Source organism: Exiguobacterium sp. s102 (assembly GCF_018618635.1).
GTDB classification, from domain to species: Bacteria; Bacillota; Bacilli; order Exiguobacteriales; family Exiguobacteriaceae; genus Exiguobacterium_A; species Exiguobacterium_A oxidotolerans.
In genome coordinates, this window is sequence record NZ_JACSML010000001.1 from 639,572 (window position 1) to 663,836 (window position 24,265).

Annotated in this window: 26 protein-coding genes; 18 read left to right on the forward strand and 8 right to left on the reverse strand. The window is 45.2% G+C overall.

Features of this window, described 5'->3' with window-relative positions; genetic code table 11:
• Positions 1 to 172 precede the first annotated feature (172 nt).
• From KNQ02_RS03070 to KNQ02_RS03080, 3 genes are all read left to right on the forward strand, one after another.
• Positions 173 to 1,561 carry a cytochrome ubiquinol oxidase subunit I gene (locus KNQ02_RS03070; RefSeq protein ID WP_029330964.1) on the forward strand — a complete coding sequence of 463 codons (1,389 nt, stop codon included), beginning with the start codon at positions 173 to 175 and terminating at the stop codon, positions 1,559 to 1,561.
• A gap of 12 nt (positions 1,562 to 1,573) precedes the next feature.
• Entirely contained in the window at positions 1,574 to 2,599 is a 1,026-nt protein-coding gene (locus KNQ02_RS03075) for a cytochrome d ubiquinol oxidase subunit II (protein WP_088837471.1), read from the forward strand.
• A 104-nt stretch (positions 2,600 to 2,703) separates the two neighbouring features.
• Entirely contained in the window at positions 2,704 to 3,372 is a 669-nt protein-coding gene (locus KNQ02_RS03080) for a potassium channel family protein (RefSeq protein ID WP_029330962.1), read from the forward strand.
• 30 nt (positions 3,373 to 3,402) lie between these two features.
• On the opposite strand, the gene KNQ02_RS03085 is transcribed toward KNQ02_RS03080, so the two are convergent.
• Positions 3,403 to 4,179 (reverse strand): Cof-type HAD-IIB family hydrolase, encoded by a 777-nt coding sequence (locus tag KNQ02_RS03085; protein WP_214807279.1) that lies wholly within the window; start codon positions 4,177 to 4,179, stop codon positions 3,403 to 3,405.
• 171 nt (positions 4,180 to 4,350) lie between these two features.
• Here KNQ02_RS03085 and KNQ02_RS03090 point away from each other — a divergent pair, with 171 nt between their 5' ends.
• Together KNQ02_RS03090 and rnjA are read left to right on the forward strand one after the other, a co-directional pair.
• A complete protein-coding gene (locus KNQ02_RS03090) occupies positions 4,351 to 4,569 on the forward strand; it encodes a DNA-dependent RNA polymerase subunit epsilon (protein ID WP_088837469.1) in 219 nt (72 codons plus the stop codon).
• Entirely contained in the window at positions 4,566 to 6,233 is a 1,668-nt protein-coding gene (gene rnjA / locus KNQ02_RS03095) for a ribonuclease J1 (protein WP_088837468.1), read from the forward strand. The genes KNQ02_RS03090 and rnjA overlap by 4 nt, the downstream gene beginning before the upstream one ends.
• A 59-nt stretch (positions 6,234 to 6,292) precedes the next feature.
• Here the strand turns inward: rnjA and def are convergent, their stop codons facing one another.
• Entirely contained in the window at positions 6,293 to 6,832 is a 540-nt protein-coding gene (gene def / locus KNQ02_RS03100; RefSeq protein WP_029330958.1) for a peptide deformylase, read from the reverse strand.
• 378 nt (positions 6,833 to 7,210) lie between these two features.
• Here def and pdhA point away from each other — a divergent pair, with 378 nt between their 5' ends.
• The 4 genes from pdhA (at position 7,211) to lpdA (ending at position 12,083) form a co-directional block, all read left to right on the forward strand.
• Positions 7,211 to 8,293 (forward strand): pyruvate dehydrogenase (acetyl-transferring) E1 component subunit alpha, encoded by a 1,083-nt coding sequence (gene pdhA, locus KNQ02_RS03105; RefSeq protein ID WP_026827895.1) that lies wholly within the window; start codon positions 7,211 to 7,213, stop codon positions 8,291 to 8,293.
• Positions 8,294 to 8,296: 3 nt separating this feature from the next.
• Entirely contained in the window at positions 8,297 to 9,274 is a 978-nt protein-coding gene (locus KNQ02_RS03110; protein ID WP_088837467.1) for an alpha-ketoacid dehydrogenase subunit beta, read from the forward strand.
• 97 nt (positions 9,275 to 9,371) lie between these two features.
• Positions 9,372 to 10,667: a dihydrolipoamide acetyltransferase family protein gene (locus KNQ02_RS03115; protein ID WP_029330956.1), complete on the forward strand. Its 1,296-nt coding sequence runs from the start codon at positions 9,372 to 9,374 to the stop codon at positions 10,665 to 10,667.
• A 3-nt stretch (positions 10,668 to 10,670) separates the two neighbouring features.
• Positions 10,671 to 12,083 carry a dihydrolipoyl dehydrogenase gene (gene lpdA, locus KNQ02_RS03120; RefSeq protein ID WP_088837466.1) on the forward strand — a complete coding sequence of 471 codons (1,413 nt, stop codon included), beginning with the start codon at positions 10,671 to 10,673 and terminating at the stop codon, positions 12,081 to 12,083.
• A 164-nt stretch (positions 12,084 to 12,247) separates the two neighbouring features.
• On the opposite strand, the gene KNQ02_RS03125 is transcribed toward lpdA, so the two are convergent.
• On the reverse strand, positions 12,248 to 13,735 hold the full coding sequence (locus tag KNQ02_RS03125) for an aminotransferase class I/II-fold pyridoxal phosphate-dependent enzyme (RefSeq protein WP_088837465.1): 1,488 nt from the start codon (positions 13,733 to 13,735) through the stop codon (positions 12,248 to 12,250).
• A gap of 132 nt (positions 13,736 to 13,867) precedes the next feature.
• Here KNQ02_RS03125 and KNQ02_RS03130 point away from each other — a divergent pair, with 132 nt between their 5' ends.
• From KNQ02_RS03130 to KNQ02_RS03140, 3 genes are all read left to right on the forward strand, one after another.
• On the forward strand, positions 13,868 to 14,140 hold the full coding sequence (locus KNQ02_RS03130) for a UPF0223 family protein (RefSeq protein WP_029330953.1): 273 nt from the start codon (positions 13,868 to 13,870) through the stop codon (positions 14,138 to 14,140).
• 280 nt (positions 14,141 to 14,420) lie between these two features.
• Positions 14,421 to 14,609, forward strand: a complete 189-nt coding sequence (locus KNQ02_RS03135; RefSeq protein WP_029330952.1) for a hypothetical protein — start codon at positions 14,421 to 14,423, stop codon at positions 14,607 to 14,609.
• A 121-nt stretch (positions 14,610 to 14,730) separates the two neighbouring features.
• A complete protein-coding gene (locus tag KNQ02_RS03140) occupies positions 14,731 to 15,510 on the forward strand; it encodes an inositol monophosphatase family protein (RefSeq protein WP_088837464.1) in 780 nt (259 codons plus the stop codon).
• A gap of 82 nt (positions 15,511 to 15,592) precedes the next feature.
• Here the strand turns inward: KNQ02_RS03140 and tnpB are convergent, their stop codons facing one another.
• The 3 genes from tnpB to KNQ02_RS03155 form a co-directional block, all read right to left on the reverse strand.
• Complete coding sequence (tnpB, locus tag KNQ02_RS03145) at positions 15,593 to 16,774, reverse strand: IS200/IS605 family element RNA-guided endonuclease TnpB (RefSeq protein ID WP_214807281.1); 1,182 nt, start codon at positions 16,772 to 16,774, stop codon at positions 15,593 to 15,595.
• A gap of 346 nt (positions 16,775 to 17,120) precedes the next feature.
• On the reverse strand, positions 17,121 to 17,267 hold the full coding sequence (locus KNQ02_RS03150) for a hypothetical protein (RefSeq protein ID WP_214765251.1): 147 nt from the start codon (positions 17,265 to 17,267) through the stop codon (positions 17,121 to 17,123).
• A 50-nt stretch (positions 17,268 to 17,317) separates the two neighbouring features.
• A complete protein-coding gene (locus KNQ02_RS03155; protein WP_157898488.1) occupies positions 17,318 to 17,488 on the reverse strand; it encodes a DUF5325 family protein in 171 nt (56 codons plus the stop codon).
• A 185-nt stretch (positions 17,489 to 17,673) separates the two neighbouring features.
• On the opposite strand from KNQ02_RS03155, the gene typA reads away from it, so the two are divergent.
• From typA to KNQ02_RS03170, 3 genes are all read left to right on the forward strand, one after another.
• On the forward strand, positions 17,674 to 19,521 hold the full coding sequence (gene typA / locus KNQ02_RS03160) for a translational GTPase TypA (RefSeq protein WP_029330949.1): 1,848 nt from the start codon (positions 17,674 to 17,676) through the stop codon (positions 19,519 to 19,521).
• A 28-nt stretch (positions 19,522 to 19,549) separates the two neighbouring features.
• Positions 19,550 to 19,903, forward strand: a complete 354-nt coding sequence (locus KNQ02_RS03165; protein WP_088837463.1) for a YlaH-like family protein — start codon at positions 19,550 to 19,552, stop codon at positions 19,901 to 19,903.
• A 126-nt stretch (positions 19,904 to 20,029) separates the two neighbouring features.
• Positions 20,030 to 21,082 (forward strand): PQQ-dependent sugar dehydrogenase, encoded by a 1,053-nt coding sequence (locus KNQ02_RS03170; protein WP_214768643.1) that lies wholly within the window; start codon positions 20,030 to 20,032, stop codon positions 21,080 to 21,082.
• A gap of 75 nt (positions 21,083 to 21,157) precedes the next feature.
• On the opposite strand, the gene KNQ02_RS03175 is transcribed toward KNQ02_RS03170, so the two are convergent.
• Positions 21,158 to 21,361 carry a YlaI family protein gene (locus tag KNQ02_RS03175; RefSeq protein WP_214765247.1) on the reverse strand — a complete coding sequence of 68 codons (204 nt, stop codon included), beginning with the start codon at positions 21,359 to 21,361 and terminating at the stop codon, positions 21,158 to 21,160.
• 120 nt (positions 21,362 to 21,481) lie between these two features.
• Here KNQ02_RS03175 and KNQ02_RS03180 point away from each other — a divergent pair, with 120 nt between their 5' ends.
• Both KNQ02_RS03180 and KNQ02_RS03185 read left to right on the forward strand, forming a co-directional pair.
• Positions 21,482 to 21,934 (forward strand): PNPOx family protein, encoded by a 453-nt coding sequence (locus KNQ02_RS03180; protein WP_088837460.1) that lies wholly within the window; start codon positions 21,482 to 21,484, stop codon positions 21,932 to 21,934.
• A gap of 39 nt (positions 21,935 to 21,973) precedes the next feature.
• A complete protein-coding gene (locus KNQ02_RS03185; RefSeq protein WP_088837459.1) occupies positions 21,974 to 23,290 on the forward strand; it encodes a PhoH family protein in 1,317 nt (438 codons plus the stop codon).
• 64 nt (positions 23,291 to 23,354) lie between these two features.
• Here the strand turns inward: KNQ02_RS03185 and KNQ02_RS03190 are convergent, their stop codons facing one another.
• Positions 23,355 to 23,816, reverse strand: coding sequence for a hypothetical protein (locus KNQ02_RS03190; protein WP_214765245.1), 462 nt, complete (start codon positions 23,814 to 23,816; stop codon positions 23,355 to 23,357).
• Positions 23,817 to 23,938: 122 nt separating this feature from the next.
• Here KNQ02_RS03190 and KNQ02_RS03195 point away from each other — a divergent pair, with 122 nt between their 5' ends.
• Positions 23,939 to 24,217 carry an Fpa/YlaN family protein gene (locus tag KNQ02_RS03195; RefSeq protein WP_029330942.1) on the forward strand — a complete coding sequence of 93 codons (279 nt, stop codon included), beginning with the start codon at positions 23,939 to 23,941 and terminating at the stop codon, positions 24,215 to 24,217.
• Positions 24,218 to 24,265 lie beyond the last annotated feature (48 nt).

Here is a 24,265-nt window from a genome sequence, read left to right on the forward strand (position 1 = left end):
GGTTTTCATTTAGCGAGATCATCTAGTTTTCGAACGTTTTGTGAAGAAAATCACGAATAGATGTGAACAATTTGTTACATCAAACATTTAGAACAGACACAAATGATTATGTTCTCTATGATACGGATATAAACATATATAGAAGTACGTTTAGGAAGAGGGGGGCACACACATGTTCAATGATCCAGTTATGCTCAGTCGATTATTGACAGGGCTCACATTAGCATTTCACATCATTTTTGCAACGATTGGTGTAGGAGTTCCGTTGATGGTACTCGCAGCCGAGTACATTGGAATTAAACGAAAAGATCCAGATTATATTCTTTTAGCACGACGTTGGACGCGCGGTTATATCGTAACGGTAGCGGTCGGAGTCGTTACGGGGACGGCAATCGGATTACAATTATCGCTCTTATGGCCTTCATTAATGCAAGTAGCCGGACAGACGATTGCTTTGCCGCTCTTCATGGAAACGTTCGCCTTCTTCTTTGAAGCGATCTTCCTTGGGATTTACTTGTACACATGGGATCGCTTTAAAAATCCATGGTTACACTGGTTAATCGGGATTCCGGTCGTCATCGGGGCAACGGCGTCAGCCTTCTTCATCACGACAGTTAACTCGTTCATGAATTCTCCGGAAGGTTTTAAAATTGTCAACGGAACGTTAACACAAATCGAACCGTTAAAAGCGATGTTCAATACGGCAACGCCAACAAAAGCGACACACGTTATTGTATCTGCTTACTTGACGGTTGCGTTCATCTTAGCAGCAATTGCTGCGTTCCATCTATTGCGCAAGAAAACACTGTCCGCAGCCGAGACGGCGTATCACAAAAAGGCACTTCGTCTGACAGTCATGGCTGGATTGATTTTCGCCTTCTCGACAGCGCTCGTCGGTGATTTTTCAGGAAAGTATCTTGCGAAATATCAACCTGAAAAATTAGCAGCAGCGGAGTGGCATTTTGAAACGACAAATGAAGCAGAATTGATTTTCGGTGGGATTTTGGATGAACAAGAAGATGGTAGTTATGACATCAAAGGTGCGGTTAAGATTCCATACGCCTTGTCAATTCTTGCAGGTGGAGCACCAGATACAGAAGTCATCGGTCTAAATGAATTTGCGAAAGAAGACCAAGCGCCGTTATTCGTCCACTATTTCTTCGATATCATGGTATCGATCGGGATGTATTTAGCAGCGATTTCCGCCTTGTTCATACTCGCATTCCGACTGAAGAAGTTGAACCCGTATAATAAATGGTTACTGCGCGGTATTTTCATTGGTGGACCACTTGCCATCGTTTCGATTGAAGCAGGTTGGATGTACGCGGAAATCGGGCGTCAACCATGGACGCTATATGGTATTATGAGAACGGCTGACGCAGCGACGACATCTACTGCAGTCGGACCGATGCTGATTCTATTCAGCATGTTGTACCTCTTACTTGGTACGATTTGTACAGTCGTATTGCTCCGTATGTTTAAGAATAATCCTGTCGGTAAAGAACTCGCAGACGATCACCATACTCGCGGTGAAGCGATGTTTGCGGACGATAAAGAATAAGGAGGGAACGAGTTGGACATTCAAACACTAGGAATAACCGTACTTTGGACGTTCCTCTATGGATATCTCATCGTTGCCTCAATTGACTTCGGTGCTGGATTTTACGCATTTTACTCGAAATATACAAAACGAGATCATTTGACGAATCGATTGATTTTACGTTACCTTTCGCCCGTTTGGGAAGTGACGAACGTTTTCTTCGTTTTCTTCTTTGTTGGTCTCGTCGGGTTTTTCCCGGACACAGCTTATTACTATGGAACGGCACTTCTCGTGCCTGCATCAATCGTACTCGTTCTGATTGCGATTCGCGGTAGCTTTTATGCCTTTGCGAACTACGGTTCGAACGATAGTATGTTCTATACGTTTCTCTATGGTGCGACGGGGCTCTTGATTCCGGCTGCGATGTCGACGACGTTGACGATTAGTCAAGGTGGCTTTATTCGTAAAACGAATGAAACGGTTGAGTTTTTAGGGACGAAATTGTTTACGAACTTTTATTCCTGGTCAGTCGTAGCACTTGCGATTGTCTCTGTCCTTTATATTAGTGCGATGTTCCTGTTGTTCTACGCAGATAAGGCGCGAGACGTAGGGGCGAGTGACTTGATTCGGAAATGGGCGCTCTTTTGGAGCATTCCAACGATCATCGTCTGTGGACTTGTTTTCTTTGGTTTAAAGAATCAAGCTGCATGGCATTATGAAAACATTTTGAATGGTAACTGGTGGTGGTTCGCAGCAAGTTTTGTGTTTTTCTGTGTTGCAGTCGCACTCGTCTACCTGAAGCGGAATTATGGAATTGCCTTTATCGCTGTCATGGCTCAATACGGAGTTGCATGGTTCGGATACGGCTATACTCATTTACCGTATATCTTATATCCGTACATCGATATCAATAAAGCGGTCGTTAACGAAACAATGGCGACGTCGCTTGTCGTAGTCTTTATCTTCGGACTATTATTATTGATTCCGGCACTCTATCTGATTTTACGATTGTTCCTGTTTGATAACGATTATGTCAGAGGCGAAAAAGTAAAAAAATAGCGAGATCTTAAACGCCTTCACGCACTGTGAAGGCGTTTATAGTATTTTAAGAAGGAATCGGGTACACTACTACTGACGAAGCGAAATCTGAAGGAGAGTTGAACATGAATGGAGAGTTTGCAGTAATTGGTTTGGGGCGTTTTGGTGGTTCGATCGTCCGTGAATTATCGAAGAATGGGTATGACGTTCTAGCGATTGATTCCGATGAAGAACGTGTCAATGAATACATGGGCATTGCGACACATTCCGTCATCGCCGATACGACGGATGAGAACGTATTGAAAAGTCTTGGAATTCGAAACTTTGATCACGTCATCGTTGCGATTGGGGAAAACATTCAAGCTTCGATTTTGACAACGTTGATTTTAAAGGAACTCGGTGTTAAATCAATCACTGTCAAAGCGACGAACGATTACCATGAAAAAGTATTGCGGAAAATCGGTGCTGACTTCATTGTCCACCCGGAACGTGACATGGGGGTTAGGATTGCGAACGGCCTGATGAGTTCGAATATTTTGGATTATCTTGACCTGTCTCAAGAATTCTCAATCGTTGAAATCAAGGTCAGCGATCGCATGGCAAACAAAACATTGATTGATCTTGATTTACGAAGTAAGTACGGCGCGAACGTCGTCGCCATCAAACGGGGAGAAAATGTCATGATTTCGTTACAAGCTGATGAAGTCATTGAAAAGGGCGACTACCTTGTCGTTATTGGAGAAAACGAAGATTTGGATCGTCTCGAACGAGCCATCCATAAAGTAAAAAGCTGAGGGATCTCCTCAGCTTTTTTTGTATCCCTTTTAAATTAATTGGAATTTTTTTAAACCGTGCGCGATGCCGTCTTCAAGAATGTGTTTCGTGACGAAGTCGGCGGCGGCTTTTGTTTCGTCTAATCCATTGCCCATCGCGATGCCTGTTCCGACGTAGCGGAGCATCTCGAGATCGTTCAGCGCGTCACCGAAAGCAAACGTATCTTCACGTTTGATATCCGTTAAACGGAGGAATTGTTTAATTCCATCGGCTTTCGACGATCCGGCATTGATGACGTCCATCGCTTGTGGGTGCCAGCGAATGAAATCGAATGCTTGATGGTTTTGCGTATAAATCGATTCTTCTTTTGCCTGGCAATAGACGAGGGTTTGGAAGATATCGTGCGTCTCGTAAGCTTCTTCATTATAAGCAGGGAGGGGAATATCGAGCGCGCCGAGTGACGTCGCGACGGTCTCGTCTGTTTGACGCGTCGTGAAGCCTTGTTTCTCGCCGAGATAAACAAGTGTGTGCCCATTCTCTTTTGCACGTGATGTTAAATGTTTCAAATCATCGACGGGTTGCGGACGTTTATAGATGACTTCATTTTGATGAACGACGATTTGACCGTTGTAGCCAATGACCGTATCGATGCCGAGTTGCTCACGGACGCCTGACAGCATTGCAGGACCACGCCCGGTCGCGATGGCGACGTAAACGCCGTTTTCCTGTAGTTGTTTGATTGCCTGTTTTGTCGATTCCGGTATGAAATGACCATCGTGAAGCAAGGTTCCATCGATATCGAAAAAGACGACTTTTTGATTTGCCATGGTTTCACCTTCTCTATTTAATTGGCTGAATAGCCGTTTACAAATGAAAGTATAGCATAGCGCCTAGGTTCAAGCAGATATCAGTTGTTGAATAAGGATGAAAAAATGAACCGTTTTCGTGTATACTAATCTAAGGACAAAAAACAATGGACTGATAAGGAGTTGCTAAGTATGATTTTTAAAGTATTTTATCAACCGCTTCGTTCGGAAGCACCAGTAAGAGAACGGACAGAGGTTATGTATGTTGAAGGAGAGAGCATTCGTGACGTGCGAACATCGATTGATCATCTCATCAAAGACATTAATGTTGAATTCATCCGCGAAGTAAGTGGAGAATTCCTTGAGTACGAAAAACAAAGTGTTGACTACAAGGTAGCGACGTTCGCATGAAGTTCGTCAAAAACCACCAAGCAGCCGTATTCGCACTCGGCGGTTTAGGAGAAATCGGGAAGAACACATATGTGGTTCAATTCCAAGATGAAATCATCGTCATTGATGCAGGGGTCATGTTCCCAGAAGATGAATTGCTCGGAATCGATTATGTTATTCCAGATTACACGTATTTAATCAAAAATAAAGATAAAGTCAAAGGTGTGTTCATTACACACGGACACGAAGATCATATCGGCGGACTTCCTTTCTTATTAAAACAAGTGAACTTACCGATTTATGCGGGGAAAATTGCCCTTGGTTTAATCAAGGTCAAATTAGAAGAGCATGGTTTATTACGGACGGCGGAACTTCATGAAATTGATGAGGACTCGATCATCAAGTTCCGGAAGACAAGTATTTCATTCTTCCGGACGACACACTCGATTCCAAATTCGTTCGGTGTCGTCGTAAAAACGCCACAAGGCAATATCGTCCATACGGGGGACTTTAAGTTCGACTTCACACCAGTTGGGGAGCCTGCTGACTTAGCGAAGATGGCAGAACTCGGGAAAGAAGGCGTACTTTGTCTCTTATCTGACTCGACGAATGCTGAAGTTGAAGGATTTACAATGAGTGAACGGGTTGTCGGTGAAACGATTTCGGATGTTTTCCGGAAAGCGGATGGACGAATCATCTTTGCGACGTTCGCCTCGAACATTTATCGTCTCCAACAAGTCGTCAATGCCTCAGTCGAAGCAGGACGGAAAATCGTCGTCTTCGGTCGAAGCATGGACAAGGTCATGATGATTGGACAAGAGCTTGATTTCATCAAGGCACCTAAAGGAACAATCATCGAACCGAATGAAATGAAACGGTATAAATCGAATGAAATTACGATTCTTTGTACAGGTTCGCAAGGAGAGCCGATGGCAGCGTTAAGCCGAATCGCGAATGGGACACACCGTCAGATTTCAATCATTCCCGATGATTTGGTCATCTTCTCATCTTCACCGATCCCAGGAAACGTTGTTTCGGTCGGAAAAACAATCAACCAGCTGTATAAAGCAGGGGCAGACGTGATGTATGGTAAGCTCAACGATATCCATACGTCAGGTCACGGTAGTCAGCAAGAGCAACTCTTGATGCTGCGCCTACTTAAGCCGAAGTACTTCATGCCGATTCATGGTGAATACCGCATGTTGAAAAAACACATGTCGCTTGCGATGGATGCGGGTGTTCCGGAAGAGAACTGTTTCGTCATGGATAACGGTGAAGTCTTAGCACTCGATGCCAATGCAGCAGCGATCACTGGTAAAATCCAGGCGAATGCGGTATACGTCGATGGAAAAGGGATTGGAGATATTGGAAACATCGTGTTACGCGATCGTCGTATTCTTTCGGAAGAAGGACTTGTCGTCGTCGTCGTCACACTCGACTCGAAAACAAACCGTCTTGTTTCTGGACCGGACATCATTTCTCGTGGATTCGTCTACATGCGTGAATCAGGCAACTTAATTAAAGATGCCGAGCGCTTGTTGAAACGTTCGTTAGAACAATCATTAACGAACCGAAACACGAAGTGGACAGATATCAAACAAGTCATCAACGATACATTAACACCTTATTTGACTGAAAAAACACAACGTCATCCGATGGTCATGCCGATCATTATGGAAGTTTAACGAAAAAAGCCATTTCCTGAATCAGGAAATGGCTTTTTTGTTTCAAGGCGTGGAAGAGCTCATGTGGCAGGTCCATATTCCTTGAATGGTTCTTTTTTATCGATTCGATCGTAAAACATGATGCCGTCTAAATGGTCATATTCATGCTGGCAAACGATGGCTTTCATACCTTTTAATCTTAATTTTACAGGAATTCCGTTATGATCGATGCCAGTAAGGGTAATACGCATATAGCGTGGCACGTGACCTTCGACTTCACGGTCGACGGATAGGCAGCCTTCACCACCAGTTAAAAACGTCTGTTCGACAGAGTGGCTGATGATTTTCGGATTATAGATTCCGAACTCTAAAAGATCGTCGCCGTCTGGAAGTCGAATCGCGAACATCCGCTTATTGACACCGATTTGAGGAGCAGCAAGACCTATCCCGCTACGCAAATCGTACTTTTCAGCTATTTCATCATCTTGACTGTTAGCAAGAAACTCGCGCATCAAGCGCATCGTTTCTTTATCTTCCTCACTGAGTGGGAAAGTAACTTCCACCGATCGTTCGTGAAGCGTCGGAACTTCTTCGCGTACGATTTCATTCATGGTGATCATGAACAACACCCCTTTCATCTATAAAAATTATAGCACAAGCGAAAGGGGAAATTCATAACTAACACAGTTACAAATAGTTGAATAGTACAGAAGGAGAAACAGAAGGTTTTTGTGAAAGGTGTCACAAATGACGGTCGTAAAAAAAAATAAAACATTTCCTTTGATTTTATAGGCGTTACAGTTTTATACTTGTAACGTAATGAACAAGACATCAAATCGTGTCGAGTCATGTTAATACAGTTTACTCAACTGAATAGGTACACAGATATATGTTCAAGAAAGGTCACACGGGACTTCGATTTTTGAACACTATTGGTATGTGGGCAAATCAGTCAGAGGAATATTTCGCTGAGCACAGTGAAAGGATGAGGTGAAAAGATGAACTTAAACATGTTTAAAAACGTGGAAGAAAACTTTGAAACGTTCCGCATTCTTGACGAGAAAGGTGAAGTCGTCAACAAAGACGCTATGCCGGATCTCTCAGATGAAGAATTAACGGAATTAATGCGTCGTCTCGTATACACACGTATCTGGGACCAACGTGCAATCTCACTCAACCGTCAAGGACGTCTTGGTTTCTATGCTCCAGTAGCAGGACAAGAAGCGTCAATGATCGGAACACAATTCGCACTCGATAAGGATGACTGGATTCTTCCTGGATACCGTGATATTCCACAGATGGTCTTCCATGGCTTCCCACTCTACAAAGCATTCTTGTTCTCACGTGGACACATCACAGGCGGTAAGATTCCTGAAGGTGTGAACGTCTTAATGCCACAAATCATCATCGGCGCACAAATCGTTCAAGCTGCCGGTGTTGCACTCGGTCTTAAGAAAAGTGGTAAAGAGCAAGTAGCAATCACATATACAGGTGATGGCGGTTCTTCACAAGGTGATTTCTACGAAGGAATGAACTTTGCTGGAGCATTCAAAGCCCCTGCAATCTTCGTCGTTCAAAACAACCGTTTCGCAATTTCGACGCCGGTTGAAAAACAATCAATGGCAAAAACAATTGCACAAAAAGCGGTCGCTGCCGGCATCAACGGTATTCAAGTTGACGGTATGGACGTTCTCGCAGTTTACGCTGCAACGAAACAAGCACGTGTCGAAGCACTCAACGGTGTACCGACATTGATCGAAACACTCACGTACCGTTACGGACCACACACACTCGCTGGTGATGATCCGACACGTTACCGTACAAAAGATATGGATGATGAGTATCAAGCTCAAGATCCACTCGTTCGTTTCCGTGCGTTCATGGAAACAAAAGGTCTTTGGAACGAAGACAAAGAAAACGAAGTCATCGAGCAAGCAAAAGCTGATGTGAAAGAAGCACTTGCACAAGCTGACAAAGAACCAAAACAAAAAGTTACTGACTTCATCAACGTGATGGCTGAAAAGTTACCACAAAACCTGCAAGAGCAGCTTGATGAGTATACAGCAAAGGAGTCGAAATAACCCATGGCACAAATGACGATGATCCAAGCGATCACTGACGCAATGCGCGTCGAGATGAAACGCGACGAGCAAGTTCTCTTGTTCGGTGAAGACGTCGGTAAAAACGGTGGGGTATTCCGTGCGACAGAAGGTCTTCAAGATGAATTAGGCGAAGACCGCGTCTTCGATACACCACTCGCCGAGTCAGGTATTGGTGGTCTTGCAGTCGGGTTCAGCTTGACTGGTTTCCGCCCAATCATGGAAATCCAATTCTTCGGTTTCGTTTTCGAAGTGTTCGATTCAGTAGCAGCTCAGCTCGCGCGTCTACGTTACCGTTCAGGTGGTACGTACAGTGCACCAGTTACAATCCGTTCACCATTCGGTGGTGGCGTTAAGACACCAGAACTTCACGCGGATAACTTAGAAGGATTGATGGCTCAGTCACCAGGACTTAAAGTCGTCATCCCGTCAACTCCGTACGATGCAAAAGGTCTTTTGATCGCGTCAATCCGCGATAACGACCCAGTCGTTTTCCTTGAGCACATGAAACTCTACCGTTCATTCCGTGGCGAGGTTCCTGAAGGGGACTACACGGTCGAACTCGGTAAAGCAGACATCAAACGTGAAGGTACAGACGTTACAATCGTCACGTACGGCGCGATGGTCCACGCTTCACTTAAAGCAGCTGAGGAACTTGAAAAAGAAAACATCAGCGTCGAAATCATCGACTTGATGACAATCAGCCCAATCGATATCGATACAATCGTTGCGTCAGTTAAGAAAACGAACCGTGTCGTTGTCGTTCAAGAAGCTCAAAAACAAGCAGGTGTGGCTGCAATGGTCGCAACTGAAATTCAAGAGCGTGCAATTCTTGATCTTGAAGCACCGATTCTTCGTGTAACGGCTCCAGATACAATCTTCCCATTCGCACAAGGGGAAGACGTCTGGATTCCAGACCACAAAGATATCGTTGAAAAAGTAAAAACAGTTTACAATTTCTAAGCGTGATTCGGAAAAAGGAGAGGGGAAATTCTCTCCTTGCTTCCGTTTTAAAGATAACAATTGACTAGAAGAGTGAAATAAAAGGAGGCATATTCAAATGGGTTTATTTGAATTCAAATTGCCGGATATCGGTGAGGGTATTCACGAAGGCGAAATCGTAAAGTGGTTCGTAAAAGCGGGCGACACAGTAAAAGAGGACGACGTTCTTCTTGAAGTTCAAAACGATAAAGCGGTCGTTGAAATCCCGTCACCAGTTGATGGTACAGTCAAAGAAGTAAAAGTAGACGAAGGTGTCGTTGCTGTTGTTGGTGACGTATTAATCTCATTCGACGTCGAAGGTGAAGGTTCAGCTCCTTCTGAAGAAGCAGCTCCTGAACAACCTAAAGCAGAAGAAAACGCAAAAGATGTCCAAGACACGGATCAAAAAGTCGAAGACAAGCCGACTGAAGTTCAAATCCACAAATCAGAACGTGTCATCGCGATGCCTTCTGTCCGTAAATATGCACGTGAAAAAGGCGTCGACATCCGTGAAGTTCAAGGTTCTGGAGACAACGGTCGCGTCGTTAAAGAAGACATCGATGCATTTGCAAACGGTGGTCAATCTTCTACTGCACCAGCTTCAGAAGAAAAAGCATCTGCACAAGCATCTGCTCCTAAAGCTGAAGTGAAACCGTATGTTGCTGCTCAACCTGAGCTTGAAACACGCGAAAAAATCAAAGGTATCCGTAAAGCGATTTCGAAAGCAATGGTCAACTCGAAACATACGGCACCACACGTAACACTTATGGACGAAGTCGATGTAACGAACCTCGTGGCACTCCGCAAAAACTTCAAAGAAGTTGCTGCAGCACAAGGTACGAAATTGACTTACCTTCCGTTCGTCGTTAAAGCATTGACTGCGGCTGCTAAAAAGTACCCGACTATCAACGCTTCAATCGATGATGCTAACGAAGAAATCGTCTACAAAAACTACTTCAACATCGGTATCGCAGCGGATACAGATAACGGACTTGTCGTACCTGTCGTCAAAGACGCAGATCGCAAATCAATCTTCTCGCTCGCTGATGATATCAATGATTTAGCTGGTAAAGCACGTGATGGTAAACTTTCTGGTGAAGAGATGAAAGGCGGATCGATCACAATCACAAACATCGGTTCTGCTGGCGGACAATGGTTCACACCTGTCATCAACCACCCGGAAGTTGCAATCCTCGGTATCGGCCGTATTGCTGAAAAAGCAGTCGTTAAAAACGGTGAAATCGTTGCAGCACCAGTACTTGCACTTTCATTCAGCTTTGACCACCGTCTCATTGATGGTGCAACAGCACAAAACGCGCTTAACCTAGTTAAACGCTTGTTGAACGACCCACAACTTCTCATTATGGAGGGATAAGCAATGGTAGTAGGTGAATTCGCACAAGAAACAGATTTACTCGTAATCGGGGCCGGCCCTGGTGGTTATGTCGCTGCAATCCGTGGCGCACAACTCGGACTTAAAGTAACAGTCGTCGAACGTGAAAACGTCGGTGGTGTTTGCTTGAACGTTGGATGTATCCCGTCAAAAGCGTTAATTACAGCTGGACACAACTTCCAACATGCAAAAGGTTCGGACTCAATGGGGATCACGTCTGAGAACGTTGCAGTCGATTTCTCGAAAGTTCAATCTTGGAAACAATCAGTCGTTAACAAATTAACGGGTGGTGTTGGCGGCCTTCTTAAAGGTAACAACATCGAAACAGTCGTAGGGGAAGCATACTTCCAATCTGAAGATACAGTTCGCATCATCAACGAAGATTCTTCAACACCTTACAAATTCAAAAAATGTATCATTGCAACAGGTTCGACTCCAATCGAACTTCCAGCGTTCAAATGGTCTAAACGTGTCCTTTCTTCTACAGGCGCATTGAACCTTCCTGAACTTCCGAAAAAACTCATCGTCATCGGTGGCGGATACATCGGAATGGAGCTTGGTACAGCGTATGCTAACTTCGATACTGAAGTTGTCATCTTAGAAGGAACAAAAGACATCCTTTCTGGTTTTGAGCCGGCAATGACACAAGTCGTCAAGAAAAAGCTCAAACAAAAAGGGAACATCACAATCCACAACGAAGCACTTGCACAAAGTGTGGAAGAGACAGAAGACGGCGTTAAAGTAACGTTCGAAGTGAAAGGTGAAACACAAACAGTTGAAGCGGACTACGTCCTCGTCACTGTCGGTCGTCGCCCGAACACTTCTGATCTCGGTCTTGAGATGGCTGAAGTTAAACTTAGCGAGCGCGGACTTGTCGAAATCGACGATCAGTGCCGTACGTCTAACGAAAACATCTACGCAATCGGGGACATCGTTCCTGGACCACCACTTGCGCACAAAGCATCTTTTGAAGCGAAAATCGCTGCTGAAGCTGCTGCTGGACACCCGGCATACCTCGACTATAGCGCGATTCCTGCGGTTGTCTTCACAGACCCAGAACTCGCAACAGTCGGTTATACAGAAGCACAAGCGAAAGAAGAAGGTCTTGATTACCTCGCTTCTAAATTCCCTTATGCTGCAAACGGTCGTGCCCTTGCACTCAACGAGCCAGACGGCTTCTTGAAAATGATCACACGCAAATCAGACGGTCTCTTGATTGGTGCTCAAATCGCTGGTACAGGCGCATCTGACATGATCGCAGAGATGGGACTCGCAATCGAGTCTGGAATGACTGCTGAAGATATCGCACTCACAATCCACGCACACCCTTCACTTGGTGAAATCGCGATGGAAACTGCTGAAGTTGCAATCGGTAGCCCAATCCACATCATGAAATAAGCTTTAAGCCCTTAAGCGGGGAGCCGACCGCTTAAGGGCTTTTTTTCATTATCATATGCAAGAGGCTAAGGTGTGGTCTTGGTAAAATAAAAAGTACGGGCGGAGGATTTGATATCCTGCGCCCGTACTTTTTTGAGAAGCTGTAACGTCTGCTTTCGTTTGAATCATCGAATGGCATTCGATTGTTGAATGACTTTAATTGTTTCGAGTGAATGATCCTCAAGCCCTTGGACAGGAAGACCCGCTTCGATATTTTCTTTAATATACGCTAAGTTATCCGTCGTAATCATCTCACCAGGAATGAAGATCGGGATGCCCGGCGGATAGACCATCATGAATTCTGCAGAAATCCGTCCTACGGCTTGCGCGAGCGGAATCGTTTCCGTTTCTTCGTAGAAGGCATCACGTGGACTTAATGCGAGTGCAGGTATGTCAGGCAACATGATAGAATGTGAAGTTGTTTTCGCACCTGTATCACGGTACCGCTCAACAAGCTCAGTCATTCCAGTCAGTAAGGCGTCAATCGTTTCCTCAGAGTCGCCTGAAGTGATAATTAAGAGGATGTTATTCAAATCTGATAGTTCGACTTCAATCCGGTGCTCTTCGCGTAAGAACTCTTCGACGAGGTGACCCGAAATACCGAGTCCTTTGACCGAAATCAATACTTTAGTCGGGTCGAACGCGAATGTCGCACTTGAATGTAAGTCCGATTCACCGAAGACGGCGAGGTAAGGCAACTTAGCGAGACCCATCCGCATCCGTGTCGATAGTTCAAGTGCGCGTCGGTTCATTGCCTCACCATTGATCGCGAGGTGGCGCCGTGCGCAATCGAGTGAAGCGAGTAACAGATACGATGTTGAAGTCGTCGTCAACATCGAGAGGACAGTCTGGACTTTATCGGGCGAGACCAGACCTCGGCGGACGTTCAAGACAGAACTTCCTGTGAGTGATCCACCCAGTTTGTGCACACTCGTAGCGGCTAAGTCAGCCCCTGCTTGCATTGCTGATAGCGGCATATCATCGTGGAAGCCGATATGGACGCCGTGTGCTTCGTCAACGAGGACAGGGATCCCTTTCCCATGAGCAAGCTTGACGATGCTCTCAAGGTCGCCTGCGACACCGAAGTACGTCGGGTTGATGACGAGGATCGCCTTCGTATCAGGATGAAGACTGAGGGCACGTTCGACGGCACTTGGTGTGATACCGTGAGCAATTCCAAACATTTCATCAAATTCAGGGTGAATGAAAATCGGGTGCGCTCCAGAAAGAACGATAGCCGACATGATCGATTTATGGACATTTCGCGGAACGAGGATTTTATCGTCCGGACCGACGACGCTCATGATCATTGCCATGATTGCCGTTGACGTTCCTTGGACAGAGAAAAACGTTTCATCTGCATGGAATGCTTGTGCCGCCAATTGATGGGCATCTTTGATAATCGTTTTCGGATGATGTAAATCATCGAGTGGAGCGATGTTGATTAAATCGATATCGAGTGCATTTTGACCGATGAACGATCGAAATGCAGGATCCATTCCTTGCCCATTCTTATGACCAGGAATATGAAATTGAATTGGTTGACGTTTCGCATGCGCGAGTAGCGCATCGAATAAAGGTGTATCGAGCTGTGTTAAGCTTTTTGTTTGCACCAGATTTCCCCCCTTAAAACCGAATAAAAAAACAATCAAACAAGCTAACTATAACAAGTTTTCATAACGTTGCAACTGTTTTATCTTCGATTTCATTGTAAAATAAGAATCGTGAAGAAAGGATGTGTCAGGATGGCTCTTAATTATCCCATCAACCCAGACTGGTCGACGAAGGAAATCGTCACCGTCATTGATTTTTTTAACATCGTCGAAGAAGCTTACGAAAAAGGTGTGTCACGTGAAGAATTTATGCGGACATATAAAGCCTTCAAGAAAATCGTGAATGCGAAGTCGGAAGAAAAACAACTCGATCAATTCTATTTCGAAGAAACAGGTTGCTCCAGTTACCGTGCGGTCCAACAAGCAATCAAACAAGACGAACCGATTTTACGAATGAAAAAATGAAGAATGATTAAGAGAGAAAGGCGAGGATTTCATTCGGAATTCCTTGTCTTTTTTTAGTGTGCATCCTACATATATCCTGAAAGGGAAACCGATTAGTTGTTTAGAATAAAGAAAAATGGGTTATATATTACATACAAGACGATATCGTTAAACTGTAATTTTTAAAAATAGATGCTTTACATCTAAGTTGAATCGTACTATTATAGATTCAATCCACTAATTAGTCGCAATTGTCTGATAATTAAAACGTTCATTTATCTCGCGAAGGAGTGTGGTTACTGTGAAACAAGTAATAGAAGCATACAAGAGAAAAGATGCAGAAAAACGCATTCCGGTATTGCGTCTCGAAATTGATTATGAGCTCGCAACATTGCACGATGCAATCGTAGAAAGTGATGCAGAAGCGGTTGGTGCCAGTAAAGAGCGTCTCGAAAAATACCGCCAAGAAATGGTGTTATTAGAGGCATGATTCAGTAAACGATAAACTAAAAATCAAATAAATTAAATCAATCAACCAGCGAAAATTTTCGCTGGTTTTCTTTTTTTGTTACTATGGAAAAGACAGGAATCATATAAAAGGAGTGAGGCGCATGCAAGGCATAGAGTTACATGCTATCGATTTAATGAAACGAGCGGGTAAATATATCCGTCAGATGATAGACCATGCGTATCATATCGAAGAAAAAACGAATAAAAGTGACTTAGTGACGGAGATTGACAAAAATGTCGAAGATTTATTAATTGAAGGTATCCTGAATCAGTATCCAGATCATCATATATATGGAGAAGAAGGGCGTGCGGCGCGACCTGAAACATTGGGTGGCACGATTTGGTTCGTCGATCCGATTGACGGCACGATGAATTTCATTCGCCAAAAACGCTTATTTGCGATTTCGATTGCCATCATGGTAGAGGGCGAACTTCAGTATGGATTTGTGTATGACGTCATGGCGGATGAGATGTTTCATTGCATTAAAGGACAGGGCGCATTCGAAAATGGAATTCGATTAGCGCCAATTGAAGAGAAGCCGGTTAGTGATGCGATCATCTGTATGAATGCAACGTGGGTGACTGCCAATCGAAGAATTGATGCAGCATTGCTAGCACCACTCGTAAAAGACGCTGTTGGGGTTCGGGCAGTCGGTGCCGCCTCGCTTGAACTCGCCTGGGTCGCCGCGGGGCGTGTTGACGGCTACATTACGATGCGAAACATGCCATGGGATTACGCAGCTGGACAACTGTTGATTGAGGAGCTTGGAGGGCGCGTCGGGACGATTGAAGGCGACGCGATGACTTTCCAAGAACAAACGAGTGTTCTTGCAGGGAGTCGGACATTTGTCGCAGACGTATTGACGTATGTAAACAAATAAAACGCCCTTGAACTACCTCCACCTACGCTTCGCTTAGAGGTGGAGGATTCCTGAGTGATCCGACCTGACGGTCGAAACCTGATCAGGCTAACCCCGTCGTCCCGACGGTTGAAGAAGCTAAGAGGCGTTCAGCTTCTTGTTTGAGGTTCAGTCCTGCGTTCACATCACGGTCGTGGTGGATGCCGCAACTCGGGCATGTCCATTCACGCAAGCCAAGATGTTTCACGTCTTTGTGTTGATGTCCGCAACTGGAACACAGTTGACTAGAGGCGAAGGTCTTGCCGACTTTCACGACGGTCTTTCCGTACCATGCCGCCTTGTATCCGAGCATGCGGAAGAACTCCGACCAACTGACCTCAGAGATGGACTTGCTCAACTTGCGATTCTTCTGCATGTTCTTCACTTGCAAGGTCTCGATGCCGATGACGTCGTGGTTTTTGACGATCTCGGTCGACACCTTGTGCAGGAAATCGGTTCGCTTGTTGGCGATCTTCTCGTGGATGCGGGCGACCTTTCGCTTCTGCTTCTGGTAGTTCTTCGCCTCGGAAAGTGTTACTTTCTTGTCCAAGGCCAACCGTTGACGACGAGAAAGCTTGCGTTGCTCGCGCGCCAGCTTTTGCTCAAGCGAACGGAAGTAACGGTCGTTCTTGTATACCTTGTATACCGTGCCGTCCGACAGGACGGCGAAGTGCTTCAATCCGACATCGACGCCGACGGATGAGCCCGTCTTCGGCATTTCGTTGCTCTCCTGCTCGACGAGCAGGGAGACGAAGTATTTTCCTGAAGCGTTACGCCGGATGGTCGCGTTCAAGATGCGTCCGACGACCTGCCTCGAGTTAGCGAAACGCACCCATTTCAACTTCGGGAGTTTTAACTTGTTGCCGACGATCGAGACATCAGGAAGTTGAGACTTACCTTGAATGTTCGTCTTGTACGATTGAACGGGATTGCTCTTCGACTTGAAGCGAGGCCATTCGTTCTGTTTCTTGAAGAAGCGGTCAAAGGCATCAGCAAGATGTTTGACGCTCGTCTGCATAGACGTGCTATCGACTTCCTTCAGCCAGTCGAACGCCTGCTTCAACGACGGGAGTTCTTTCGAACAAGACCCGAAGGACAGTCCTTTCCCTGTCGCTTTATACGTCTCATCCCACTTCGCTAAGAAGTGGTTGAAGACGAAGCGCGAACAACCGATCGTCTTCGCGATCAGGATTTCCTGCTCTTTTGTCGGATAGATTCTGAATTTGTAGGCCTTGTGAGTCAACATGATGTTCACCTCCTTACAACGGATATACCTGAAAGAGAGGGTGGCGATTCATCTCCCACTTTCACTAGGGCTTCACCCTGATCGTTTAGAAGTGGGCATATTCTCGCCTGATTTTGATAAAGGACGTTTTAGACTGTAGACAAAGTGCTATCGGGAGATACAGCGTCTTTTTTCGTTGCTTTCCTCGGGCGAGGCGCAAGCCGTTACTCCTTGATCTTCACGGACTACAAACAGGGTCTTGCCTGCCTCTGAAAGTGCGTTAAACACGAACTTTTTCCCGTATGAGTCACCAAACGCGACGCTTTTTTAGGTAATGCCGTGAAGGAAATCCAGACCTGCAGACGGTTTAGAGCGCAATCCGTCTTGAATCGCTTTTAAAGCGAAAAGCAATCGGTCGTGACCCTGCAGCTTTGCTGTAGCGGCGCGGAAGATTGCCGCTTTGAAGACGAGACGAGACAGGGAAGCGCGAACGGATTGCTTCTCGATATCGCATGCTCATGCTTCATAAGTTTGTCTACACGCTGAAACGCCCATAAAGGACGTTTAAGACTGTCTCCGAAGGCGGGCTTTCAAAACAAAACCGACGCCCATCGAAACAAATACTAGAAGTAGCGAGATGAAGACCATCAGCATGTTTTGTTCAGCGATGAAAATCCCGATCGCTGCCATCGAACCTACTGCTAATACTGCCAACAATAAAAAGACGAACCGCATATCATTTCCCCCTCGTTTTACGTGAGTACGTATTTAGTTTAGCGTGAAACGGGGTCAATGAAAAGGCTTTCGCTATAAGCTTGAATCATAGTCATTGCCAACTGCCACTCAACCTGTGCTATACTCTTAAAGTTGACCGAAAGTAATGTTGGATTATTTAAATGAATAGAAAGAGGTACACACTTATGACAACTTTAGTAAGAACTGATTTACGCAACGTCGCGATCATCGCCCACGTTGACCATGGTAAAACGACACTCGTCGATGAGCTTTTAAAACAATCTGGGACATTCCGTGCGAATGAACTAGTTGAAGAACGCGCAATGGACTCAAATGATATCGAGCGTGAACGCGGAATCACAATCCTCGCGAAAAACACAGCAATCGATTATAAAAATACCCGCATCAACATCGTTGATACACCAGGTCACGCCGATTTCGGTGGAGAAGTTGAACGTATCATGCGTATGGTAGATGGCGTTATCCTCGTCGTCGATGCACGTGAAGGCTGTATGCCACAAACACGTTTCGTATTGAAAAAAGCACTCGAGCAAGGATTACAACCAATCGTCGTCGTCAACAAAATCGATAAGCCGATGGTTCGTCCACTCGAAGTCGTCGATGAAGTCGTCGATCTTTTAATCGATCTTGGCGCAGACGAAGATCAACTCGAATTCCCAGTCGTTTATGCATCGGCAGTCAACGGCTCAAGTTCATTTGAACCTGAACTTGATAAACAAGAAGATACAATTACGAACGTTCTTGATTTGATTCTTGAGCACACACCAGCACCTGTCGATAACAGCATGGATCCACTTCAGTTCCAAGTTACGATGCTTGATTATGACAACTACCTTGGTCGTATCGGAGTTGGTCGTGTTTTCCGTGGAGAAATCAAAGTCGGCGATAGCGTTTCGCTTTCTAAACTTGATGGATCAATCAAAAACTTCCGTGTAACGAAATTATTCGGATACTTCGGCCTTAAACGCGTTGAGATCGAAGCGGCGAAAGCTGGAGACTTGATCGCAATCGCAGGTATGGAAGATATCAACGTCGGTGAAACAGTGTGTCCAACGTCACACGTCGATCCACTTCCATTGCTTCGGATTGATGAGCCAACACTTCAAATGACGTTCATCGTCAACAACTCGCCATTCGCTGGTCGTGAAGGGGATCTCGTTACTTCACGTAAAATCGAAGAGCGTCTTGAAAAAGAACTTGAAACAGATGTTTCGCTTCGTATCGAAAACACAGATTCTCCTGACCGCTGGATTGTTTCAGGTCGTGGTGAGCTTCACCTTGGTATCTTGATCGAAAACATGCGTCGTGAAGGTTACGAAATTCAAGTTTCGAAACCACAGGTAATCATCAAAGTTGAAGATGGCGTTAAAGTCGAGCCTTTTGAGCGCGTCGTCATCGATACTCCTGAAGAGTATACTGGTGGAGTCATGGAATCGATCGGTCTCCGTAAAGGTGAATTGACGAACATGCAAACAATGGATAACGGTCAAACGAAAATGGAATTCATCGTTCCTTCACGCGGTTTGATTGGTTACCGTAACGAATTCTTATCTGCAACACGCGGATACGGCATCATGAACCACACATTCGAAGAGTACCGTCCGTTCATCAACGCAGACATCGGTGGTCGTCGTAGTGGTGTTATGGTTTCGATTGAAACAGGAAAAGCGACTGCTTACGCAATCTCTGCTCTTGAAGACCGTGGAACGATCTTCATCGAGCCAGGCCTTGAAGTATATGAAGGAATGATTATCGGGGAATGTAACCGTGACGTCGATCTCGCTGTTAACGTTGTTAAAGCGAAACAATTGACGAACATGCGTGCATCTGCGAAAGATACGACAAACGTTCTTAAACGTCCACGTGTCTTCTCACTTGAAGAATCATTAACATTCTTGAATGAAGATGAGTACTGTGAAATTACACCGGAATCAGTTCGTCTTCGTAAACAAGTGTTGAACAAGAACGAACGTGAAAAACAAGACAAACGTCGTCGTCTTGGAAAAGACTGAGTTCTTAACAATGTAAGGGGGACTGGCAATGTCTGCACAACCTGCCGTTGCTTCTGATTTCTCGAAATTCGATATTCCTGCCGTCGCCAGGTTTCTTGGCGTCGGGAGTGATCCGAATAACTTAAGTGCGGGTTTCAATGCATTGATGATTACGGTCGTCATTTTGACGCTCGTCGTGTTTAAGCTAGGTTTTGCAAAGGAATTAGCTTGGTGGAAATCGCTGATCGTCTATCTTTTATTAGCTGTCTTTTCAGCGGCTTTAACACTCGTCTTTTGGACGTGGCCGATTCCTGAAGTATTGCTTGCGATGGTCGCCATCCTCGGGATTTATCGTTTCCGGATGTGGCGTGTCAAACGCGATCGAGAACAGACTGCATCTTAAATTCATTTGATTCGTTTAAAAGTCCGTCTTCCTTGTGAAGGCGGACTTTTTGTTTTATCGTTCAATCGGTAAATAAAGGAATAGAAACGAGAAAGTCAGGGGAAAAACCTTTAAGGAGTGATGAAAATGAATAAATGGAGCTGGCTCGCCCCGCTGAGTCTTACGATGTTATTAGTCGGTTGCGCGACTGATTCAAAGACGGAGGAGTCGAGTCAAACAGATGCTAAACAAGAGACTGAAGAGGGAGCCGACATCATTTTCGAGTCCCTGCAGGCACCTTGGAATGTCGAGATGTCAGGGGATACATTTTATATTACAGAACGAGATGGAAAAATCGTCGAAGGAACGCAAGGGGATTATTCGCGAACAGCCCCACGTCTGACGGAAGAAGTCGTGGCGGAAGGGGAAGGTGGACTACTTGGAATGGCCCTTGATCCCGACTTTGAAGAGAATCAGCTCGCTTATGTATACCATACGTATGAACAAGCAGGTGAGCTACGGAATCGTGTCATTTCAATCGAACGGAAGGATGGGGACTGGACGGAGAAAAGCATTTTACTGGATGGCATTCCTGGGTCCTCGATTCATAATGGCGGTCGAATCGAGATTGGGCCGGATGGTTACCTGTACGTCACAGCAGGAGATGCTGCAGTTCCCGAGAATGCACAGAAGCTATCCTCTTTGGCCGGAAAAATTTTACGGATGGACTTAACGGGAGAGCCGGTTGAAGGGAATCTGGAGGGTTACGTCTATAGTTATGGTCATCGTAATCCACAAGGTCTTGTTTTTGTCGGAAATCAGCTTTTTGCGACCGAACATGGTCAAAGCGGACATGATGAAATCAATAAAATTGAACAGAAAAATTATGGATGGCCGTTGATTGAAGGGATGGAAAAACAACAAGGATTAGTCACACCGTGGTATGAAGTAGGAAATCGCTCCGTTGCACCAAGCGGGGTGACGGAACTTGATGGGAAGTTGTATTTCGGTACGTTGGTCGGGCAGAGCCTTCGCTCGATTGAAGAGAGCACGAAGCAAGTCGAACAAGTCGTAACGGATCGTGGACGCATTCGTGACGTCATGACAGATGGAACTGCACTATATTTCCTTACGAACAATACGGACGGCCGTGGAAATCCTGAGAAGAATGATGATGTTTTTGTCCGCTTCGACCCGTAAAGATATGAAAAGCTCCTTCGACATCATCCGGATGTCACAGGAGCTCAAAGTTACTTCAGCATAGAAAGTAAGCCGTCACCATCTTTTTTTAGTAGACGCCCACGTCGGATATAAGTTAAAGTTCCCAGTTGCTTCGCGCGCAATCGTCCGTTGCTCGATACGCTCATTGCATTCATCGCACAAATAGATGCGAACCGGTTTGTTACGTAAGCGTTTTGCTGCGAAGGACCAGTCGTCGATCGTTTCGCGTTTATCGCAGATAGTACATTTTACACGCATTTCGAGGTCCTCCTCTTTTTTTACTAGTATACCATATTAAAAGATTATTCAGATGTAAAAAAGGGAATTGAATGACATGACTCGAAACTAAGTCAGTAAGATAAATAGGGGGGTGACACCATGGCAAATAAAATGGAACATCGTCTGAATCTAAAGCAACTCGAAGCGTTATCCGATTTACCACTCGTTTTTTTAATCACGCACGATCAATCGAAAAGTTGGCCCATCACCCATGCAATCAGTTGGGTTTATGCAAAAGATGAACAAACGGTCCGATTTGCGATTGAAGCCGATTCGCATATCGTCAAGACGTTGGCAGAGCATCCTGTTTTCACATTGATTTTCTTTGCCGATCAATCTGCCTATAGCTTGACGTGTACGGAGGTGAAGCGCTGGGATCCGGCAGCCGAAGTGCCATTAAAGCTTGCATTTTACGAAGGAATGGTAGAAGAAGTACGCGATATTTTATTTTACGGAGCCGCTGTATCCAATCGTCCTCGTATCGAGAAAACGTATGACGAAACGGCAGCGTTACGTCTAGATCAACAAATGCATGCGATTCTAAAAGCGTAACATTCATCAAAACTCGACTCTAAAGGGGCGAACGATGGAATGAAAAAAATATACGTGCTCGATACTAATGTCATGCTCCACGATCCATTATCTTTATTTCAATTCCAAGAACATGATGTCGTCATACCGGCAATCGTCTTAGAAGAGCTGGACGGAAAAAAACGAAACATGGATGAAGTCGGGCGAAATGCTCGAGAGACCGCGCGGATTTTGGATCAATTAAGGGAAGCGGGTCATCTTCATGCAGGAGTACCGCTCGGAAATGGCGGCATCCTCCGTGTCGACATCGGTGACACGATCAGTGACGTCTCACCGTTCACACATGAATCGAATGACAATAAGATTCTCGAGTTGGCGTGGTCGATTCATCGGGAACAGCAGGAACTACAGAGTGGACGTGACGTCATTCTCGTCTCAAAAGATATTCTCGTTCGTGTAAAGGCAGATGCGTACGGACTTGTCGCAGAAGATTACTTGACGGATCATATTGCGGATTTGACAGGGTTATATACGGGTTTCATTGAAGCAGTCGTCGACCAGGAATACATCGATGCCTTTTACGAAGACAAACGACTCTCAGTGGATATCTTGAATGAAAAAGTTTATCCGAATCAATTCGTCATTTTAAAAAGCAATGTATCGAAAGCTTCAGCTTTCGCTGTCGTCGATCAGGAATTGCCTATCATCCGGGCACTTTCGCTTGATATCAATCAAGTATGGGGTGTCGTCCCCCGTAACGTTCAACAGCGCATGGCGTTCGAATTGTTACTTCGGGATGATGTTCCGCTCGTTACACTCGTCGGCAAGGCAGGAACGGGGAAAACATTGCTCGCACTTGCGGCCGGGTTGTTGCAAGTCGAAGATGAACATCGTTATAAAAAACTAGTCGTCGCGCGTCCTGTCGTTCCGATGGGAAATGACATCGGCTATTTACCGGGTGAGATGGAAGAGAAGCTTCGACCATGGATGCAACCGATTTATGATAATTTGGAGCATTTGTTCAATACGGGTTCGGGTGATGAACTTGGAAATATCCTAGCGGGCATGAAATCGATTCAGCTTGAGGCATTAACTTATATCCGCGGGCGGAGTATGCCGGGACAGTTCATCATCATCGATGAAGCACAAAACTTAACGAAACATGAAGTGAAAACGATTTTGACTCGTGTCGGGGAAAACTCGAAAATTGTTCTCGTCGGGGATCCGCAACAAATTGACCATCCGTATCTCGATGAATATTCAAATGGTCTATCCTATGCAGTTGAACGGTTAAAAGGTGAACAAATGACAGGGCACGTCAAACTCGTCAAAGGGGAACGGTCGAACCTCGCGCGTCTTGCGGCCGACTTGCTTTAAAAAATAAAACTGCCCTCTTTTCCTTCAGTCGTTAACGTTAGAAGGAAAAGAGGGCAGTTTGCTATTAGATGACAGTGATCCGATTGACCGAACGGACGACTTGATCTTGATAAAGTAAATGAACGGGACCATCGGTTAAGACTTTCCCGTCTTTTGAAAATTGTAAGTAGAGTTGAGGCAGTACCTCGAGTGGGAGTTCGACGGTATCGATTCCTTCAAAACGTAATTGTGAGGCATCGTTTAGTACTTCGGCATTTGTGATGAATGGAAGGAGTGGCATCGCGAACGTCCCGCGGAGTGCGTCATCTTTTTCTTCGCGCGTCATCGGTTTATTGTGATCGGTCCGACTCCCTTCCGTAATCCCCTTGTCCCAAGCAGCCCCCATTTTCGCATAGTATGCTTCAGCGGCATTATGCTCTGTCTCTTGTCCGATTTGTTCGACCGCAATCTTACGATCGTCAAAGATCCAGACGGTTGGATCAATCGTTAATGTGTACCGTACCTTACCTGTGATTGGAAAAATCATCTCTATTCCCCCTAAATGTGTGAATGCTACAAATCCATTATACCGAAACGTTGAATTGTTAGCGAAAGTAAGGTAAAGTTTATCTATAACAGGAACGCGTCATTTGATGAGGAGGGATTGGATTGTCAACTGAAATCGGGACAGTTCATCGCCAGCGCGCTCTTGAGCTACTAGAAGCGGATGCCCATAAAATCCGCCGGTTGATCGAGGTCCAGCTTGCGAATTTAACGATGCCACAATGTCCTCTTTATGAGGAAGTATTGGATACACAAATGTTCGGATTGTCACGCCAAATTGATTTTGCCGTTCGTCTTGAACTGATTGATGCGAGTGAAGGGAAACAATTACTCGAATCACTTGAACAGCAACTATCTGACTTACATGATGCGGAGACGTGCTGATTTTCTACTCAAACGTGAAATGCGGCGTTTGGGTATTTTTTTTTTAGA

Excerpts from the sequence above, each read along its gene's own strand:
- KNQ02_RS03115 (WP_029330956.1), top strand. The coding sequence starts at position 9,372 with ATGGGTTTATTTGAATTCAAATTGCCGGATATCGGTGAGGGTATTCAC.
- lpdA (WP_088837466.1), top strand. The coding sequence starts at position 10,671 with ATGGTAGTAGGTGAATTCGCACAAGAAACAGATTTACTCGTAATCGGG.
- KNQ02_RS03175 (WP_214765247.1), bottom strand. The coding sequence starts at position 21,361 with ATGCGTGTAAAATGTACTATCTGCGATAAACGCGAAACGATCGACGAC.
- rnjA (WP_088837468.1), top strand. The coding sequence starts at position 4,566 with ATGAAGTTCGTCAAAAACCACCAAGCAGCCGTATTCGCACTCGGCGGT.
- tnpB (WP_214807281.1), bottom strand. The coding sequence starts at position 16,774 with ATGTTGACTCACAAGGCCTACAAATTCAGAATCTATCCGACAAAAGAG.
- KNQ02_RS03140 (WP_088837464.1), top strand. The coding sequence starts at position 14,731 with ATGCAAGGCATAGAGTTACATGCTATCGATTTAATGAAACGAGCGGGT.
- KNQ02_RS03150 (WP_214765251.1), bottom strand. The coding sequence starts at position 17,267 with ATGCGATATCGAGAAGCAATCCGTTCGCGCTTCCCTGTCTCGTCTCGT.
- def (WP_029330958.1), bottom strand. The coding sequence starts at position 6,832 with ATGATCACCATGAATGAAATCGTACGCGAAGAAGTTCCGACGCTTCAC.
- KNQ02_RS03130 (WP_029330953.1), top strand. The coding sequence starts at position 13,868 with ATGGCTCTTAATTATCCCATCAACCCAGACTGGTCGACGAAGGAAATC.
- KNQ02_RS03170 (WP_214768643.1), top strand. The coding sequence starts at position 20,030 with ATGAATAAATGGAGCTGGCTCGCCCCGCTGAGTCTTACGATGTTATTA.
- KNQ02_RS03185 (WP_088837459.1), top strand. The coding sequence starts at position 21,974 with ATGAAAAAAATATACGTGCTCGATACTAATGTCATGCTCCACGATCCA.
- typA (WP_029330949.1), top strand. The coding sequence starts at position 17,674 with ATGACAACTTTAGTAAGAACTGATTTACGCAACGTCGCGATCATCGCC.
- KNQ02_RS03080 (WP_029330962.1), top strand. The coding sequence starts at position 2,704 with ATGAATGGAGAGTTTGCAGTAATTGGTTTGGGGCGTTTTGGTGGTTCG.
- KNQ02_RS03165 (WP_088837463.1), top strand. The coding sequence starts at position 19,550 with ATGTCTGCACAACCTGCCGTTGCTTCTGATTTCTCGAAATTCGATATT.
- KNQ02_RS03090 (WP_088837469.1), top strand. The coding sequence starts at position 4,351 with ATGATTTTTAAAGTATTTTATCAACCGCTTCGTTCGGAAGCACCAGTA.
- KNQ02_RS03180 (WP_088837460.1), top strand. The coding sequence starts at position 21,482 with ATGGCAAATAAAATGGAACATCGTCTGAATCTAAAGCAACTCGAAGCG.
- KNQ02_RS03190 (WP_214765245.1), bottom strand. The coding sequence starts at position 23,816 with ATGATTTTTCCAATCACAGGTAAGGTACGGTACACATTAACGATTGAT.
- KNQ02_RS03070 (WP_029330964.1), top strand. The coding sequence starts at position 173 with ATGTTCAATGATCCAGTTATGCTCAGTCGATTATTGACAGGGCTCACA.
- KNQ02_RS03110 (WP_088837467.1), top strand. The coding sequence starts at position 8,297 with ATGGCACAAATGACGATGATCCAAGCGATCACTGACGCAATGCGCGTC.
- KNQ02_RS03155 (WP_157898488.1), bottom strand. The coding sequence starts at position 17,488 with ATGCGGTTCGTCTTTTTATTGTTGGCAGTATTAGCAGTAGGTTCGATG.
- KNQ02_RS03085 (WP_214807279.1), bottom strand. The coding sequence starts at position 4,179 with ATGGCAAATCAAAAAGTCGTCTTTTTCGATATCGATGGAACCTTGCTT.
- pdhA (WP_026827895.1), top strand. The coding sequence starts at position 7,211 with ATGAACTTAAACATGTTTAAAAACGTGGAAGAAAACTTTGAAACGTTC.